Annotated in this window: 14 protein-coding genes and 2 tRNA genes; 11 read left to right on the top strand and 5 right to left on the bottom strand. The window is 70.0% G+C overall.

Annotation, left to right across the window (positions count from 1 at the left end; translation table 11 throughout):
* Nucleotides 1-35 precede the first annotated feature (35 nt).
* Entirely contained in the window at nucleotides 36-1,535 is a 1,500-nt protein-coding gene (locus SSQG_RS13105; protein ID WP_003990244.1) for an amino acid permease, read from the bottom strand.
* Nucleotides 1,536-1,809: 274 nt separating this feature from the next.
* Between SSQG_RS13105 and SSQG_RS13100 the strand changes: the two genes are divergently transcribed.
* Together SSQG_RS13100 and SSQG_RS13095 are read left to right on the top strand one after the other, a co-directional pair.
* The gene (locus SSQG_RS13100; protein WP_039932566.1) at nucleotides 1,810-2,295 is read left to right on the top strand and encodes a ribose-5-phosphate isomerase; all 486 of its coding nucleotides are present in this window, start codon (nucleotides 1,810-1,812) and stop codon (nucleotides 2,293-2,295) included.
* Between the two features lie 103 nt (nucleotides 2,296-2,398).
* Nucleotides 2,399-3,208 (top strand): Fpg/Nei family DNA glycosylase, encoded by an 810-nt coding sequence (locus tag SSQG_RS13095; protein ID WP_039932564.1) that lies wholly within the window; start codon nucleotides 2,399-2,401, stop codon nucleotides 3,206-3,208.
* Between the two features lie 13 nt (nucleotides 3,209-3,221).
* Here SSQG_RS13095 and SSQG_RS13090 read toward each other — a convergent pair whose 3' ends face one another.
* On the bottom strand, nucleotides 3,222-4,475 hold the full coding sequence (locus SSQG_RS13090) for a GNAT family N-acetyltransferase (RefSeq protein WP_003990241.1): 1,254 nt from the start codon (nucleotides 4,473-4,475) through the stop codon (nucleotides 3,222-3,224).
* Nucleotides 4,476-4,637: 162 nt separating this feature from the next.
* On the opposite strand from SSQG_RS13090, the gene SSQG_RS13085 reads away from it, so the two are divergent.
* Both SSQG_RS13085 and SSQG_RS13080 read left to right on the top strand, forming a co-directional pair.
* Nucleotides 4,638-5,816, top strand: a complete 1,179-nt coding sequence (locus SSQG_RS13085) for a PP2C family protein-serine/threonine phosphatase (protein ID WP_003990240.1) — start codon at nucleotides 4,638-4,640, stop codon at nucleotides 5,814-5,816.
* 59 nt (nucleotides 5,817-5,875) lie between these two features.
* Nucleotides 5,876-6,337 (top strand): HD domain-containing protein, encoded by a 462-nt coding sequence (locus SSQG_RS13080; RefSeq protein ID WP_003990239.1) that lies wholly within the window; start codon nucleotides 5,876-5,878, stop codon nucleotides 6,335-6,337.
* A gap of 15 nt (nucleotides 6,338-6,352) precedes the next feature.
* Here the strand turns inward: SSQG_RS13080 and SSQG_RS13075 are convergent, their stop codons facing one another.
* The gene (locus SSQG_RS13075) at nucleotides 6,353-7,531 is read right to left on the bottom strand and encodes an acyltransferase family protein (protein ID WP_039932560.1); all 1,179 of its coding nucleotides are present in this window, start codon (nucleotides 7,529-7,531) and stop codon (nucleotides 6,353-6,355) included.
* A 635-nt stretch (nucleotides 7,532-8,166) separates the two neighbouring features.
* Here SSQG_RS13075 and SSQG_RS13070 point away from each other — a divergent pair.
* Both SSQG_RS13070 and SSQG_RS43440 read left to right on the top strand, forming a co-directional pair.
* A complete protein-coding gene (locus tag SSQG_RS13070; protein ID WP_003990237.1) occupies nucleotides 8,167-8,361 on the top strand; it encodes a hypothetical protein in 195 nt (64 codons plus the stop codon).
* 107 nt (nucleotides 8,362-8,468) lie between these two features.
* The gene (locus SSQG_RS43440; protein WP_003990236.1) at nucleotides 8,469-10,820 is read left to right on the top strand and encodes a protein kinase domain-containing protein; all 2,352 of its coding nucleotides are present in this window, start codon (nucleotides 8,469-8,471) and stop codon (nucleotides 10,818-10,820) included.
* Nucleotides 10,821-10,918: 98 nt separating this feature from the next.
* On the opposite strand, the gene SSQG_RS13060 is transcribed toward SSQG_RS43440, so the two are convergent.
* A complete protein-coding gene (locus tag SSQG_RS13060; protein WP_003990235.1) occupies nucleotides 10,919-11,128 on the bottom strand; it encodes a hypothetical protein in 210 nt (69 codons plus the stop codon).
* A gap of 227 nt (nucleotides 11,129-11,355) precedes the next feature.
* Nucleotides 11,356-11,426 (bottom strand) — tRNA-Gly (locus SSQG_RS13055).
* Between the two features lie 164 nt (nucleotides 11,427-11,590).
* Between SSQG_RS13055 and SSQG_RS13050 the strand changes: the two genes are divergently transcribed.
* From SSQG_RS13050 to clpX, 5 genes are all read left to right on the top strand, one after another.
* Nucleotides 11,591-11,664, top strand: a tRNA-Pro gene (locus SSQG_RS13050).
* A 197-nt stretch (nucleotides 11,665-11,861) separates the two neighbouring features.
* Entirely contained in the window at nucleotides 11,862-13,256 is a 1,395-nt protein-coding gene (gene tig, locus SSQG_RS13045) for a trigger factor (protein WP_003990234.1), read from the top strand.
* Between the two features lie 355 nt (nucleotides 13,257-13,611).
* On the top strand, nucleotides 13,612-14,217 hold the full coding sequence (locus SSQG_RS13040) for an ATP-dependent Clp protease proteolytic subunit (protein ID WP_052310444.1): 606 nt from the start codon (nucleotides 13,612-13,614) through the stop codon (nucleotides 14,215-14,217).
* A gap of 109 nt (nucleotides 14,218-14,326) precedes the next feature.
* The gene (locus SSQG_RS13035; protein ID WP_003990232.1) at nucleotides 14,327-15,034 is read left to right on the top strand and encodes an ATP-dependent Clp protease proteolytic subunit; all 708 of its coding nucleotides are present in this window, start codon (nucleotides 14,327-14,329) and stop codon (nucleotides 15,032-15,034) included.
* 181 nt (nucleotides 15,035-15,215) lie between these two features.
* The gene (gene clpX, locus SSQG_RS13030; RefSeq protein ID WP_003990231.1) at nucleotides 15,216-16,502 is read left to right on the top strand and encodes an ATP-dependent Clp protease ATP-binding subunit ClpX; all 1,287 of its coding nucleotides are present in this window, start codon (nucleotides 15,216-15,218) and stop codon (nucleotides 16,500-16,502) included.
* Nucleotides 16,503-16,540 lie beyond the last annotated feature (38 nt).

Genomic DNA, 16,540 nt, shown 5'->3' with positions numbered 1-16,540 from the left:
CAGGCCCCGCACACCGGTGGGCAGGCGTCCGGCGGTCAGCCGGCCGGGACCTCGTCCCGGGCCTGCGCGGCTTCGGCGGCCCGCTGCCTGCCGCGCGTCTTCTCCTTCACGAAGGAGATGACGAGGACGACCGCCGCGACGAGCAGCGACAGCAGGATGGTGGTGCGCCCGTCGTGCTCGGTGTCGGTGAGCATGTAACCGAGGATGAACACGATCAGCCCGGCCGTGGCCCAGGTCAGGTACGGGTACAGCCACATCTTCACGACGAGCTTCTCCGGCGCCTCGGCCTGGATGATCTTCCGCATCCGCAGCTGCGAGAAGCAGATCACCAGCCACACGAACAGGGCGACCGCTCCCGAGGAGTTCACGAGGAACAGGAAGACGGAGTCCGGGAACTTGTAGTTGAAGAAGACGGCGATGAAGCCGAACAGGACGGACACGAGGATCGCCGTGCGCGGCACGCCGCGCGAGGTGGTGCGGGCGAACGCCTTCGGGGCGTCGCCGCGCTGGCCGAGCGAGAAGGCCATGCGGGAGGCGGTGTAGAGGCCGGAGTTGAGACAGGACAGCACCGAGGTCAGCACGATGAAGTTCATGATCTGACCGGCGTGCGGAATGCCGAGGGAGTCCAGCGCGGCGACGTAGGAGCCGTCGTCGGTGATGGACTTGCTGTCCCACGGCAGCAGGGAGACCACGACGAAGATCGAGCCGAGGTAGAAGACGGCGACACGCCAGATGATGCTGTTGGTGGCCTTGGTGACGGCCTGCTGCGGGTTCTCGGACTCACCCGCGGCCAGGGTGGCGATCTCGCTGCCCATGAAGGAGAAGACGACGAGCAGCACACCGGTGAGGATGGCGCCCGCACCGTGGGGCAGGAAGCCGCCGTGCGCGGTGAGGTTGCTCAGTCCTGCTTGCTCGCTGTCGACACCGGGAAGCAGCCCGAAGACGGCCAGTCCGCCGATGACGATGAACGCGGCGATCGCGACGACCTTGATCCCGGCGAACCAGAACTCGAACTCGCCGTACGACCCGACGGAGACCAGGTTGGTTGCGGTCAGCACCAGCATCACGATCAGGGCCCAGCCCCACTGGGGCACGGCCGGTATCCAGCCCTCCAGGATCACCGCGCCGGCGGTCGCCTCGACCGCGAGCACGACGACCCAGAAGAACCAGTAGAGCCAGCCGATGGAGAAGCCGGCCCAGGATCCGAGGGCGCGGTCGGCGTGTGCGGAGAAGGAACCGGAGGTCGGGTTGGCGGCCGACATCTCACCCAGCATCCGCATCACCAGCACCACGAGCGTGCCGACGAGGGCGTAGGAGAGGAGGATGCCGGGGCCGGCGGTGGCGATGCCGGAGCTGGACCCGACGAACAGGCCGGCTCCGATGACACCGCCGATGGCGATCATCGACAGATGCCGGTTCTTGAGACCGGCCTGCAGCCCGGAGTCGTGGGCTGTGCCGCTACCGCCGGGGCCGCCGGGTTCTCCGGGGCCTCCGCGATCGTTTCCAGTCGTCTTCGGCGTCGGCTGCGAGGTCATGGAACGGATTTCCTTTGCGCCGGGGGCTGTACTTGTACGGACCGCACGAGCCGCACGAACGGGGTGTGTCGTGGCGTGACGGTGTACAGAGGCTCGTACGAGCGGTGTACGAGCCGGTCCAGTGAATCTGAGGCGAACGAATAGGAGAACCTTTGAATCCAGATTGTTACTTGAGGTTTTCCTGAGCTTCCGTAATGCGCCTCACATTCGGCTCAGGTTTTCGTGAGCGCCACCCCGCGCACCTTCCCCGAAACACCCGTGTCACACTCATCCCATGCGCGTGTACCTCGGCTCGGACCATGCGGGCTACGAACTCAAGAATCACCTCGTCGAGTGGCTGAAGGCGGCGGGTCACGACCCCGTCGACTGCGGCCCGCACATCTACGACGCCCAGGACGACTACCCGCCGTTCTGCCTCCGCGCCGCGGAGCGCACGGCCGCGGACCCGGGCGCCCTCGGCGTCGTCATCGGCGGCTCCGGCAACGGCGAGCAGATCGCCGCGAACAAGGTCAAGGGCGTCCGCGCGGCCCTCGCCTGGAGCGAGGAGACGGCTGGGCTCGGCCGCCAGCACAACAACGCCAACGTCGTCGCCGTGGGCGCGCGCATGCACTCGCAGGACGAGGCGACGAAGTTCGTCGAGGTCTTCCTCAGCACACCGTTCTCCGGTGACGAGCGTCACATCCGGCGCATCGACATGCTCAAGAGCTACGAGACGACCGGCGACCTGCCCCCCATCCCCCCGCACCACCCCCAGCAGTAACGGGACCGCTCCCCTGCGCACACAGGCCGGGGGAGCGTAGCGGCGTCAGGGCGCAGGCCCGCTCCGGACGGGTGGGCGAAGGCGACGATCACTGGAGAGATCCGTGCCGGAAGGCCACACCATTCACCGTCTGGCCCAGGACTACGCCGCCGCCTTCCTCCACACCGCCCCCCGGACGAGCAGCCCGCAGGGCAAGTTCGCCCCCGCCGCCACCCTCCTCTCCGGCGCGGAACTCACCCGCACGGAAGCCCACGGCAAGCACCTCTTCCTCGGCTTCCGCGACACCGACTGGGTCCACATCCACCTCGGCCTGTTCGGCAAGGTCACCTTCGGCCCGGCCCCCGCGCCCCCGCCCACCGACACCGTCCGCCTCCGCCTCGCGAACGACACGGCGTACGTCGACCTCCGCGGCCCCACCACCTGCGCCCTGATCACGCCCCCGGAGAAGCAGGCGATACACGACCGCCTCGGCCCCGACCCGCTCCGTGACGACGCCGACCCGGACATCGCGTACCGGCGCATCGCCCGTAGCCGTACGACGATCGCCGCCCTCCTCATGGACCAGAAGGTCATCGCGGGCGTGGGGAACGTCTACCGCGCGGAGGTCCTCTTCCGGCATCGCATCGACCCGTACCGCGCGGGCAGGGACGTCACCCCGGCCGAGTGGCACGCCCTCTGGACCGACCTGGTGGAGCTCATGCACGAGGGGGTCCGCAACAACCGCATCGACACCGTCCGCCCGGAACACACCCCGGAGGCGATGGGCCGGCCGCCCCGCGTGGACGACCACGGCGGCGAGGTGTACGTGTACCGCAGGGCCGACCTGCCCTGTCACATCTGTGGCGGCGAGATCCGCACCGCCGATCTCGCCGCCCGCAACCTCTTCTGGTGCCCGGCCTGCCAGCGCCCCTGAACACCCCTCCGGATCAGAACCCGTGCGGCAGCCACGGAGCCACGTCGGCCCCGAACCCCAGCGAGGCCTCCGCCACCGCCCCCCGCCGCACCTCCCGTACGCGCCCCGCGGCCGCCAGCGCCGAGAGGCTCACCCCGCCGAGATACACCGCCCCCAGCTCCCGTACCGACAACGCGATGTCCGCCGGGTCCGCCGTACGCTCGCAGGACGCCCCCTTCGCATCGCCGCTGAGCCGCCAACGCCCGGCGTTCCAGGGGCAGAACGCGTCCTCCACCTCGAACACCACGTCCACCGGGGCCTGATACGTCCGGGCCTGCAACGCGGCGCCCACCTCCACCGGACGCACGTACAGCGAATCCCGCAAGCGAGGCTGACAGCGCCGTATGTCGGACACCAGGTACTGCCACGCGTCGTCGACGGGCCGCCCGTACATCGACAGCTTCGACGTCAGGTCGATACCGAACAGGAAGCGCCACAGCGCGGCGTCCGCCGCCGGGTCCAGCGCGGCCGAGTCCTTCAGCATCACCGTGCCCTCGGGACCCGCGACTTCCCAGCCCGGCTTGACGCGGTACCGGGCGTACCCGACCGTCTCGCCGTCCCGCTCGGCGAGGACGCACTGCAACGGCGACGCGCCCTCCCGCCCGCTCTCCGGATCGAGCACCCCGAGCCGCTCCCAGCCCGGCTGCCGGGCCAGCATCCCCGGCCGCGACGGCACCAGACGCGCGTACACGGCCTCGCACACGTCGAGCACTTCGGTGGGGTCGGCGTACCGCACCCGCACCTCGTCCGTACCCGCGGGCAGGGACGACAGCCGCACCCGGCTCGTGTCGATCTCGGCGTTCAGATGGAAGGTGGCGGCGCCGTACCCGAAGCGCCCGTAGATCGCCGGCTCGGAAGCGGTGAGCACGGCCAGCGGCTCGCCCCAGGCGCGGACGTCGTCCAACTGCCGCCGCATCATCGACGTCAGGACACCGCGCCGCCGGTGCGTGGCGGCCACGCTGACCATCGTGACGCCCGCGGCCGGCACCGAGGCCCCGCCGGGCACGGTGAGCCGGAAGCCGAACGCCCCCGCCGTCCCCACGCACTCGGCCCCGTCCCACACACCGAGTGAACGGTCGAACTCGGTCAGCGAGTTCCACAACTCCCGCTCCTCGGCGGCCTCCGGCACCCCGCCGAAGCCCCGTACGAGGGTGTCGTACCACTTGTCCCAGTCGTCCTGCCGAAGCACCCGCGGGGTCGCCGCGGAGCCGGTCGAGTCAGTCGCCATGGGCCATGCCTACCAGGGCAATGCGGGACGAGCGAGGGAATTTCTCCTGGGCGGCGGCAGGGCGGCACGTGGTGAAGTTCACTGTGAAGTCGGCCCTCGGACGGGGGACAAGTGGGACCTCCCGTGCCAAGCGGCTGGTCCGATGGATAGGGTCCCGAACTAATGGCATCAGGACGAGAGCGGCGCGCGGAAGCCGACACGTTCACGGCCCGGTTGAAGAAGCAGTGGCACCGGGCCCGCGTCGGCGTGCGCCGAGCCGCCGTGGACTACTTCCGCGGTGACGGCTCGGACTGGATCGCCCTGGCCGGTCTGTTCCTGACCGTCCCGCTGATCGCGGCGGCCACGCTGGCGAACTCGGTGTGGTTCTCACCGGCCGCGCTCGTCCTGCCGGTCGTCGTGGGCGGCCTGCTGCTGCGCCCGGCGAGCCTGCTCGGCCTGTACGCGGCGGCGGCCACCGCGCTGATCGTGGAGTCGGTACAGCTGGGCCCCTACACGGAGGGCCCGTCCAGGGTCACCCCGGGCGCGGTGCTCGTCGTCGCGGCCTGCGGCTTCTTCGGGCTGCTGCTGGCCCAGTTCCGCAGCCGGGTCGGTGTGCCCTGGCGGCGCGGCGGCACCATGCTGTTCGACCTGCGCGAACGCATCCGGGTGCAGAGCAAGCTGCCCGACCTGCCCGACGGCTGGCACCGGGAGATGGCCCTGCGCCCCGCCGGCGGCCAGTCCTTCTCCGGCGACTTCGTCGTGGCGGCGCGCACCAACGGCGGCCGTACGCTCGAGGTCGTCCTCACCGACGTCTCCGGCAAGGGCATGGACGCGGGCTCCCGCGCCCTGCTGCTGTCCGGCGCCTTCGGCGGCCTGCTGGGCTCCCTCCCGCCGCACGCCTTCCTCCCCGCCGCGAACGGCTACCTGCTCCGCCAGGACTGGGACGAGGGCTTCGCGACCTCCATCCACCTGGTCCTCGACCTGGACTCGGGCGACTACGAGCTCTACTCCGCCGGGCATCCGCCGGGCCTGCAACTCAGCGCGGGCAGCGGCCGCTGGGAGGAGAAGGCGGCCGAGGGACCGCTCCTCGGGGTGTACGACGGCGCCCAGTTCGACCCGGTGAAGGGTTCGCTGCGGCCGGGTGACGTGCTGATGCTGTTCACCGACGGCCTGGTGGAGACCGCCGACCGCGACATCGTCGAGGGCATCGACCGCCTCACCGGCGAGGCCGACCGCTACGTGCCCGGCGGCTTCCACGGCGCCGCCTGGCACCTCATCGAGTCAGTGGCCAAGGACGTCAACGACGACCGGGCCCTGCTGCTGATCTGCCGAGAGGGCCCGACGGCTGCCGCCACCCGCTGAGGTGGGGTTTTCCGCGCCCTGCCGGCCCGGGCGGCGCTGCGCCGGGAGACACTGGGGCGGTGACCGAGACACCCCGCACCCCGCTGACCCTGGCCCAGGTCGAGGCCACCGCCCGCGCCGCGCACACCGGCCAGACCGACAAGGCGGGGCGGCCGTACGCCGAACATCTGCGGGCCGTCGCGGAGGGCGTACGGGCCAGGGGCGGCGACGAGGAGCAGATCGCGGCGGCCTGGCTGCACGACGCCGTCGAGGACGACGCGCTGTCGCCGCAGTGGCTGCGCGAGGCGGCGCTCAGCAGCCGTACCAAGGACATCGTCCTCGCGGTCACCAAGCGGGCCGGGGAGCCGCCCGAGGCGTACGCCGCGCGCATCCTCGCCACACCCGGCGCGCTGCTGGTGAAGGAGGCGGACCTGGCGCACAACGCGGACCCGGCACGCCTCGCGGTCCTCGACGCGGACACCCGGAAACGACTGACCGAGAAGTACGCACGGATGCGCGCACTTCTCGGTCTCGTCAGCTGAGTCCTGCCGTGGGGGTCAGGCGTTGACCTTCTCGCGTTCGCGCCGCTCGGCGCTCTGGCGTTCGCGGGCGAGCTCGGCCGCGTCCCGCTTGAAGGCCCACTCCATCTTCGGCTCCATCGCGAACCGGAACATGCGCTGCACCGGCTTGGTGCACAGCACCGTCACGACGGCGGCGGCGAGGACCGTCACGGCGATCTCGCCGAGCGGCTGGTGGAACCAGGTCGCCTCGAACCAGCCCTGGTAGTCACCGGCCTTCACCAGGAAGCCGTGCAGCAGGTAGCCGTAGAGCGTGCCTGCGCCGAGAGCGGTGAACCACATGTGGCGGCGCGGCACCCAGGCGAAGAAGCAGGCGGTCAGCACCAGGGAGCAGCCGAACATCGCGAGCACCATGACCGGGCCGGTCCACCACGGGGCGCCCAGCTCCTGCGCGGAGTCCCGGTGGTAGAACCACGCGGTGTTCATGCGCGGCACCGCCCACCAGCTGAAGGCCAGCGCGGCGGCGAACACGGGCACCGAGGCGATCCGCACCGAACGGCGGCGCACCATCTGGAAGTGCTCGGGCTTCATCACCAGGCCCAGCACGAAGAACGGCAGGAACTGCAGGACGCGCTGCAGGTCCAGGTCGTCACCGATCTCGGGGGAGACGGTCGCCAGCATGGCGAGGCCGAGCGCGAGCGGCAGCGGCCAGCGCGCCACCTTCCAGATGGGGGTGGTCAGCCGCCAGACGAACAGCGCGACCAGGAACCAGGTCAGGTACCAGGGGTCGAGGAGGCTGATCTCCTGACTCGGGTCGTTGTCGATCCAGCGCTTGAAGAGCGGGTAGGCCGTCTCGAAGACGATGTACGGCACGGCGACGCCGGTGATCAGGCGCTTGAGCCGGTCGGGCCGCATGTCGAAACTGCGCGAGAAGTAACCGGAGATGATGATGAACGCCGGCATGTGGAACGCGTAGACGACCTGGTACGTGGCCTCGAGTATCCGGCTGTCGCCCTTGAGCGGCTCCCAGGCGTGGCCCATGGCCACCAGCACGATCGCGAGGTACTTGGCGTTGTCGAAGAACGCGTCGCGCTGCTTGCCGTTCTGAGGGCTCTGCGGGCTCTGCGGCGAGCGCGGGCTCGGCACTCCGTCGGCCGATGACCGGGCCGGGGGAAGTGGCGCCCTGCGGTCGCCGTTCGGTCGCAGCGAGTTCGTCACAGACCCTCCCACCAGGAGTTCGGGGAGACGATCCGGGACCTCGCTGCGCGTGCGGGGGACGAGGCAGCGTGGAACATCTGAGGCACCCTAGCGTTCCCTGCGGCTATTCGTAAAACGCCGGACGTTAATCCTGGCTATTCGCTGTGAGTACCCCGGATTACGGGTAGTTGACGTCACTGTCGGCGTGATGGCCAACACATCGTCCGATGGCGGATTGCGTACACCGCGCAGGCTCCTCTTGTCGGCATACTTCCGGACTAAGCAGTGCATAAGACCAGCAGGCGACTCCGGTGGAATGTCCGCCTCCGCGCCCTTCCGTGCCCGCACACGGGGGCATCGGGGAGCCCGTGGCGGCAATTCGAATTAGCTGCGAACGCGTTGTGTGGATACGGAAACGACCGAGGCGAATTCCCGGGGTGGGTGGCGTATCGAATTGCCGTACGAGTCTCGGCCGTTGGGGCCCCGCGTCGGGCCCCGGACCCACGTGACGTCCGCGGCTCCGGACACGAGTGAGGTGGTCGATGCGTCACCGGCCGCATAGCGGGGCCGGGTTGGTGGCACGATGGTTCTGGCGGGGGTGCGCGGGGTCGCGTCCCCGGGCCGGGAGAGCGAACCGACCTAGGGTGTGATCAGTTGTGGCCATTTCACTGTCTGTGGTGCTGCTGTTGGCGATCATCCTTGTGGTGTTGCTGAGAGGCGGCTCCATCAAGGCCGGTCCCGCGATCGTGGCGGTCCTCTTCGGCTTCTTCCTCGCCTCGACCGGCATGGCCGACGACATCCAGCGGTTCCTCAACTCGATAGCGGAGACCATCAACTCCATCAGCTTCTGACCGGGAGGGGCGCGCCCCCTCCGGAGCCCCGCGCCGTGGGTCTCCGGCGCGGGCGGATACGCTCGCCCCGACCACAGGACGGTGCGTGACGGGGGGAACGTACGGGGATGGCGCTGCGCGATTCCGACCCGGCGGAGGTGGGCGGCTACCGCATCGAGGACCGTCTCGGCGCCGGCGGCATGGGCGTGGTCTACCTGGCCCGCTCGGCCTCCGGCCGACGCCTCGCGATCAAGGTCGTGCACGGCCAGTACGCCGACGACGACGAGTTCCGCGCCCGGTTCCGCCGCGAGGTGGCCGCCGCACGCCAGGTCAGCGGCGCCTTCACCGCACCGGTCGTGGACGCGGACGCCGACGCCCCGCGCCCCTGGATGGCCACCCTCTACATTCCCGGCGCCGACCTCGGCACCCACATCCGCCGGCACGGCCCGCTCCCGCCGCCCCGCCTGCGCGAACTCGCCGCGGGCCTCGCCGAGGCGCTGCGCGACATCCACCGGGCCGGAGTCGTCCACCGCGACCTGAAGCCGGCCAACGTGATGCTCGCCGACGACGGCCCCCGCGTCATCGACTTCGGCATCTCCCGCGCCGCCGAGTTCGCCGCCGCGGACGTCCTCACCCAGACCGGCCGCGTGATGGGGACCCCGCCCTTCATGTCCCCGGAACAGTTCGCCTCCCCCCAGGAGGTCGGCCCCGCCGCCGACGTCTTCTCCCTGGGCTCGGTCCTCGCCTACGCCGCGACCCGCCGCGGACCGTTCGACAGCCCGAGCCCCTACGAAACGGCCCTGCGGGTCGTCGAGGGCGAACCGGACCTCTCCGGTGTACCGGACGAACTGCTCCCGCTCCTGCGCCTCTGCCTGGAGAAGCACCCCAAGTCCCGCGTCACCGCCGACGAACTCCTGACCCTGCTGGGCGACGGCCACACCCCCGCCCCACCCCCGGCACCGGACGGCCCGGGAACCGATCCGGCCCGCCCCGGGGTCCCGGCCCCGTCCGGCCGTTCGGCGTCCGAGGGCCTGGGGGCCGATCCGGCCCGCCCCGGGGCCCCGACGCAGTCCGGCCGCCCGGCGAGCCGAGGAACCGATCCCGTGCGTCGCGGGACCCCGGCGACCCGTTCCGGCGACATGGCGCCGGAGCCCACCCGGCCGTCCGGTGGCCGCAGACGCCGGTACCTCCTCGCCGCGGCCGTCATGGCCGCCCTGACCGCCGTACTGGCCGCCACCACCGTCGTCCTCACCGACGCCCTCAGCCGCGACAGCGACTCCGCCCCCGCTCCCGCACCCCCCGCCGCCCGCAGCGACCTCCCCGAGGGCTGGAAGCCCTGGGCCACCTCGGCGAAGGCCCCCGAGGGCAGCGAGCGCGTCCTGGGCGGATCCGACAGCCCACTCGCGGGCTGCGCCGCCGTCGACACCTCCCTGGTGTGTGCCGGCGCCTACCTCGCGGCGACCCGCTTCGGTCTCGCCGACGGCCGCAACACCTGGTCCATGCCCGTCGACCCCACGCCCGACGAGAGCTTCGGCGACGAGGGCGCGATCATCGGCACCGGCGACGGCCGCGTCTACGCCTACGAGGCCGACGAGCGGGACGCAGCGAACGGCATATGGAGCAGCTACCGGGTCCTCGCCCTGGCCCCCGGCAGTGGCAAGGTGCTCTGGCGCACCCCGACCGGCAGCGGATTCATGGCCACGGCCCCCGACAGCGCGCAGGGCGCGTCCACGGCCGTGCCCGAGGGTGTCGTCACCTTCTACGGACCCCAGGGTGACGAGTACGCCCTGCTCGACGCCGAGACCGGCGAGGCTCGCTGGAAGCGCCCGAAGCCGGACGGTCGGGGCGACTGCCTGCTGCGCACGGCGGCCGACCGCGCCTACCTCGTATGCGCGACCTCCCCGGAGGACCGCAAGGCCGCCCGTACCACCGTCTCCCAGCTGGACCCGGCCACCGGAAAGGCCCGTTGGGAGGTCGAGATCAAGGGTGCCGCGGATGTGCTCGGCCAGCACGACGGACGCCTGGTGCTCGCGGACGCCTTCACCACGGGAGGCGGCCTGACCCTGATCGACGTCTCCTCGCACGTGCTCACCGTGCGACGGCTCGCGCAGCCCCGGCCCGAGGACGCGAACGTGTACCTGGTCCGTGGCACGCTCTACTTCACCCGAAGCAGCGGCGGTGTCCGCGCGGTCTCGCCGCGCACCGGCCGGACGCTGTGGGAGTCCAACTCCACCGTGGAGCAGCAGGGCCCACCGGCCGCCTCCGCCACCCACGTGTACTTCGCGTCCCCCAGCGGCCGCCTGGCCGCCCTGGACGCGGGCACCGGCAAAGTCGAGGACACCTGGCCCGGCCGCGACGACGGCGGTCGTGTCGACAGCGCGCTCGTCACCTCCGGAGCCCCGCCGGTCCTCGTCGGCGACGCCCTGTACGTCCCCTACGGCGTCCGCTCCGTCTACACGGTGGACGTACGCGACCTCTGAACCGGGAAGACCCAGGTGAACCGGGAAGGCCCCGGACAACACGTCGGGCCCGGTTCAGGGGAACCGGGCCCGAGCCGTACCGAGCGGGCGACGCGTCCTCAGGCGGTCGCCTGCGGCTGCCGCACCGAGAGGGCCCTCACCGCGGAGCCCGAGACGAGCACTCCTGACAGGGCGATCAGACTGGTCAGGATGTCCTGGATCTGTGCCGCCGGGGCGTAGACGATCACGATGACGACGAGCAGGGCCGCCCAGTCCCTCGGGCGAGGGCGAGCGATTGAGAGAACAGAGCGGGTGGGAACCACAGTCATAGCGGTACCTCCTGGTACTCGGTGGCCGCCCCACCGATCACGCGCCGCCAAGCCCGTTCGGTGGTGTGGGCCTCCTGCTTGGGACCCATAGTGGCGCCTCTACCTGCGGGAGATATTTCAGAGCGCCCCGGACAAGGCCCACGGTTCCCTCGGACGGACGAATGCCCCGGGTACGCGGAAGGCCCGGGGAGAGGAAACAACCTCTCGCCCGGGCCTTCGGCGTTCAGAGCGGGCGACGGGAATCGAACCCGCGTAGCTAGTTTGGAAGACTAGGGCTCTACCATTGAGCTACGCCCGCACGGCGCGCGCCGCAGGTCGGGTGACCGCGGCACAGAAAGCATCGTAGCGGGTCGGACCCCTCCGCCGCACACCGCATTCCGGCCCGGGCCGACAAGGCGGAGCCCTGGTGGAAATGCGGCGGCCTGACCGTCCTTCGGCATGTACCCTACGTGTCGCACCAGACGGGGTGTGGCGCAGCTTGGTAGCGCGTCCGCTTTGGGAGCGGAAGGCCGTGGGTTCAAATCCCGCCACCCCGACAAGCCACCCGATCACACTCGAGTGATCGTCTCCTGATCACTCGTATGATCGCCTTTTGGGCGGTGTAGTCGCTGCCGTTACTATGCAAGCTGCACGCCCGTGTGTCTCATCGTCTGAAGTCCTCCGGGCGGCGAAATCCGCCGGGCCGCTCTGGCCCCGGCAGAAACCAAGAAGTCAGCCACAAGGAGACCGAACCGTGAAGAGCGCCGTGGAGACCCTGAACCCGACTCGGGTTCGGCTCACTGTCGAGGTGCCCTTCGAGGAGCTCAAGGACAGCCTCGACGCGGCGTACAAGAAGATCAACCAGCAGGTCACGGTGAAGGGCTTCCGCAAGGGCAAGGTCCCGGCCCGGGTCATCGACCAGCGGTTCGGCCGCGGTGCGGTTCTGGAGGAGGCGGTCAACGACGCGCTTCCGAAGTTCTACACCGACGCGGTCAACGAGGCCGAGCTCAACGTGCTGGGCCAGCCCGAGGTCGACATCACGGAGCTGAAGGACGGCGAGACGCTGAACTTCACCGCCGAGGTCGACATCCGCCCCTCCATCGAGATCCCGGACTTCTCCGGCATCGAGGTCGAGGTCGACGCCGTCGAGGTCACCGACGAGGACGTCGCGAAGGCGGTCGAGGAGCTCCGCGAGCGCTTCGCCTCCACCTCCCCGGTCGAGCGCGCCGCCGAGGACGGCGACGTCGTGACGATCGACCTGGAGGCCAAGGTCGACGGCGAGGTCCTGGAGGACGGCGTCGCCGACGGCGTCTCCTACACGATCGGCTCCGGTGAGCTGCTGGACGGTATCGACGACGCCGTGAAGGGCCTGGAGGCCGGTGGCGAGGCCACCTTCACCTCCGAGCTCAAGGGTGGCTCGGCGGCCGGCAAGGAGGCCGAGGTCACCGTCAAGGTCACCCAGGTCGCCGCCCGCGAACTGCCCGAGCTGGACGACGAGTTCGCGCAGCTCGCCTCCGAGTTCGACACCATCGAGGAGCTGCGGGCGGACAGCCGCAAGCGCCTGGAGAACATGAAGCAGTACGACCAGGCCACGCAGGCCCAGGAGCGCGTCCTGGAGAAGCTGCTCGAGCTGGTCGAGGTCCCGGTCCCCGAGAAGCTGCTCGAGGACGAGGTCAACACCCGCAAGCACAACCTCGAGCACCACCAGCTCGGCCAGATGGGCCTCGACCTCGCGAAGTACCTGGAGATCCAGGGCAAGAGCGAGGAGGAGTTCGAGGCCGAGACCCGTGAGGCCGCGGTCAAGGGCATCAAGACCCAGTTCGTGCTCGACGAGCTCGTCAAGCAGGAGAAGCTCAACGTCAACCAGGAGGAGCTCACCGAGCACCTCATGCGCCGCGCCGCTTCCTCCGGCATGTCCCCCGACCAGTTCGCCCAGGCCGTCGTCGAGGGCGGCCAGGTTCCGCTCCTGGTCGGCGAGGTCGCCCGCGGCAAGGCCCTGGCCGTCGTGGTCGAGAAGGCCACGGTCAAGGACACCAACGGCGAGGTCGTCGACCTGGACGACGAGGACGAGGAGACCGAGGCCCCCGAGGCCGAGGCCACCGACTCCGCCGAGGCCACCGAGTCCGCCGAGGAGAAGACCGAGGGCTGAGCCCCCGGCACCGGGCAGGTAGTACAGGAGGGCCCTGGGGTACGCACCCCGGGCCCTCCTGTCGTACGTGAGGGCATCCCGCCCCAGGGGCGCGGGGAACTGCGCGACAAGCCCCCACTCACCCGCAGTCACCCCCGCCCCGGAACCACCCCGGCCCGAAACCACCCCCGTCCCAGCCGCGCAGCGCTACGCCCCCGGCGAACACTCCCATCTCCGGGATTCCCCGGAGGGACCCGCGCGTTAGGGTCCATGAATACGAGGGCAGTGGAGTCTGCGAACGGCTCCAGCCCCGCAGGGAAACGTGAGACGGCCCGGCGCCGTCGTAAGACGAGCAGGTGGATACGTGACGAATCTGATGCCCTCCGCCGCCGGCGAGCCTTCCATTGGCGGAGGCCTCGGCGACCATGTCTACAACCGGCTGCTCAACGAGCGGATCATCTTCCTCGGCCAGCCGGTCGACGACGACATCGCGAACAAGATCACCGCACAGCTGCTGCTCCTTGCCGCCGACCCGGACAAGGACATTTACATGTACATCAACAGCCCGGGCGGTTCGATCACGGCCGGCATGGCGATCTACGACACCATGCAGTACATCAAGAACGACGTGGTGACCATCGCCATGGGCCTCGCGGCCTCGATGGGCCAGTTCCTGCTCAGTGCGGGCACCCCCGGCAAGCGCTTCGCCCTGCCGAACGCCGAGATCCTGATCCACCAGCCCTCCGCGGGCCTGGCCGGTTCGGCCTCGGACATCAAGATCCACGCCGAGCGGCTGCTGCACACCAAGAAGCGCATGGCCGAGCTCACGTCCCAGCACACCGGCCAGACGGTCGAGCAGATCACCCGCGACTCGGACCGCGACCGCTGGTTCGACGCCTTCGAGGCCAAGGAGTACGGCCTCATCGACGACGTGATTCCCACGGCCGCCGGTATGCCGGGCGGCGGCGGCACCGGGGCCTGAGCGGCCCCACGAGGCTCCCAGAGCCCCGTAGGACCCCACCTGGCCCCACGCGGGGCCCAGGACGCCCCAGCGCCCCAGCCGACCGCCTCAGCCCCTTTCAGGAGACACCGTGAACCACTTCCCCGGCAGCGGCCTCTACGACCGTATGAGCGCCGTGCAGGACATGAGCGACTCACAGGGCCGCTACACCGGACCGCAGGCCGAGTCCCGCTACGTCATCCCGCGCTTCGTCGAGCGCACCTCGCAGGGCATTCGCGAGTACGACCCGTACGCGAAGCTCTTCGAGGAGCGCGTGATCTTCCTCGGCGTGCAGATCGACGACGCTTCGGCCAACGACGTCATGGCGCAGCTGCTGTGCCTGGAGTCGATGGACCCCGACCGTGACATCTCGGTCTACATCAACAGCCCCGGCGGCTCCTTCACGGCGCTCACCGCGATCTACGACACGATGCAGTACGTGAAGCCGGACATCCAGACGGTCTGCATGGGCCAGGCCGCCTCCGCCGCCGCCGTCCTGCTGGCCGCCGGTACGCCGGGCAAGCGCATGGCCCTGCCGAACGCGCGCGTGCTGATCCACCAGCCGTACAGCGAGACCGGCCGCGGCCAGGTGTCCGACCTGGAGATCGCCGCCAACGAGATCCTCCGGATGCGCTCGCAGCTGGAGGAGATGCTGGCCAAGCACTCCACCACGCCGGTCGAGAAGATCCGCGAGGACATCGAGCGCGACAAGATCCTCACGGCCGAGGACGCGCTGAGCTACGGGCTGATCGACCAGATCATCACCACCCGGAAGATGGACAACTCGAGCCTGCGCTGAGGCGAGAAGCTGTATCGTCTGCCGCCCCTTGGCACGGTTTGGCACGGTCCACGTCAAAGTGAACCGCGCCAAGGGGGGCCCGAACGAGGGGCCCGGCAAGGTACCGTCGGACATAAGGCAGCACCAGGAGTCCGCTGGACGTCGGCGTCCAGGAGTCTCCCAGGCGAAGGGGAAGCACACCGTGGCACGCATCGGTGACGGCGGCGATCTGCTCAAGTGCTCGTTCTGCGGCAAGAGCCAGAAGCAGGTCAAGAAGCTCATCGCAGGGCCCGGTGTGTACATCTGCGACGAGTGCATCGATCTCTGCAACGAGATCATCGAGGAAGAGCTGGCCGAGACCAGCGAGGTCCGCTGGGAGGAACTCCCGAAGCCCCGCGAGATCTACGAGTTCCTCGAGGGGTACGTGGTGGGCCAGGAGGCCGCCAAGAAGGCCCTCTCGGTCGCGGTGTACAACCACTACAAGCGCGTCCAGGCCGGCGAGAACGGCGGGGCGAACGGCCGTGACGACGCCATCGAGTTGGCGAAGTCCAACATCCTCCTGCTCGGCCCCACGGGCTCCGGCAAGACCCTCCTCGCGCAGACCCTCGCGCGCATGCTGAACGTCCCCTTCGCGATCGCCGACGCCACGGCGCTCACGGAGGCGGGATACGTCGGCGAGGACGTCGAGAACATCCTGCTCAAGCTGATCCAGGCCGCCGACTACGACGTCAAGAAGGCCGAGACCGGGATCATCTACATCGACGAGATCGACAAGGTCGCGCGGAAGAGCGAGAACCCCTCGATCACGCGCGACGTGTCGGGCGAGGGCGTCCAGCAGGCCCTGCTGAAGATCCTGGAGGGCACCACGGCCTCGGTCCCGCCGCAGGGTGGCCGCAAACACCCCCACCAGGAGTTCATCCAGATCGACACGACGAACGTGCTGTTCATCGTGGGCGGTGCCTTCGCCGGCCTTGAGAAGATCATCGAGGCCCGGGCCGGCGCCAAGGGCATCGGCTTCGGCGCGCAGATCCGCTCCAAGCGCGAGATGGAGTCCAAGGACCAGTTCCAGGAGGTCATGCCGGAGGACCTGGTCAAGTTCGGCATGATCCCCGAGTTCATCGGCCGTCTGCCGGTCATCACCTCGGTCCACAACCTGGACCGCGAGGCCCTGCTGCAGATCCTCGTCGAGCCGCGCAACGCGCTCGTCAAGCAGTACCAGCGTCTCTTCGAACTCGACGGCGTGGAGCTGGACTTCGAACGCGAGGCCCTGGAGGCCATCGCCGACCAGGCCATCCTCCGCCAGACCGGCGCGCGTGGCCTCAGGGCCATCATGGAGGAGGTCCTCCAGGGCGTGATGTACGAGGTCCCGTCCCGCAAGGACGTGGCCCGGGTCGTCATCACGGCGGACGTCGTGCAGTCGAACGTCAACCCGACGCTGATCCCGCGGGAGGCGCGGGGCCGCGGACCGGGGGAGCAGAAGACGGCCTAGTCACCCACTGCACGCGAAGGCGCCCGGCACGGCTCGTG

Origin of the sequence: Streptomyces viridochromogenes DSM 40736 (genome assembly GCF_000158955.1) — a bacterium.
Classification (GTDB): domain Bacteria; phylum Actinomycetota; class Actinomycetes; order Streptomycetales; family Streptomycetaceae; genus Streptomyces; species Streptomyces venetus.
This window is presented reverse-complemented; position numbering and strand designations above follow the sequence as displayed.

Bases quoted from the DNA above. Each gene is read 5' to 3' on its own strand.
- SSQG_RS13105 (WP_003990244.1), bottom strand. From the start codon at position 1,535: ATGACCTCGCAGCCGACGCCGAAGACGACTGGAAACGATCGCGGAGGC.
- SSQG_RS13100 (WP_039932566.1), top strand. From the start codon at position 1,810: ATGCGCGTGTACCTCGGCTCGGACCATGCGGGCTACGAACTCAAGAAT.
- SSQG_RS13090 (WP_003990241.1), bottom strand. From the start codon at position 4,475: ATGGCGACTGACTCGACCGGCTCCGCGGCGACCCCGCGGGTGCTTCGG.
- SSQG_RS13085 (WP_003990240.1), top strand. From the start codon at position 4,638: ATGGCATCAGGACGAGAGCGGCGCGCGGAAGCCGACACGTTCACGGCC.
- SSQG_RS43440 (WP_003990236.1), top strand. From the start codon at position 8,469: ATGGCGCTGCGCGATTCCGACCCGGCGGAGGTGGGCGGCTACCGCATC.
- SSQG_RS13060 (WP_003990235.1), bottom strand. From the start codon at position 11,128: ATGACTGTGGTTCCCACCCGCTCTGTTCTCTCAATCGCTCGCCCTCGC.
- SSQG_RS13040 (WP_052310444.1), top strand. From the start codon at position 13,612: ATGCCCTCCGCCGCCGGCGAGCCTTCCATTGGCGGAGGCCTCGGCGAC.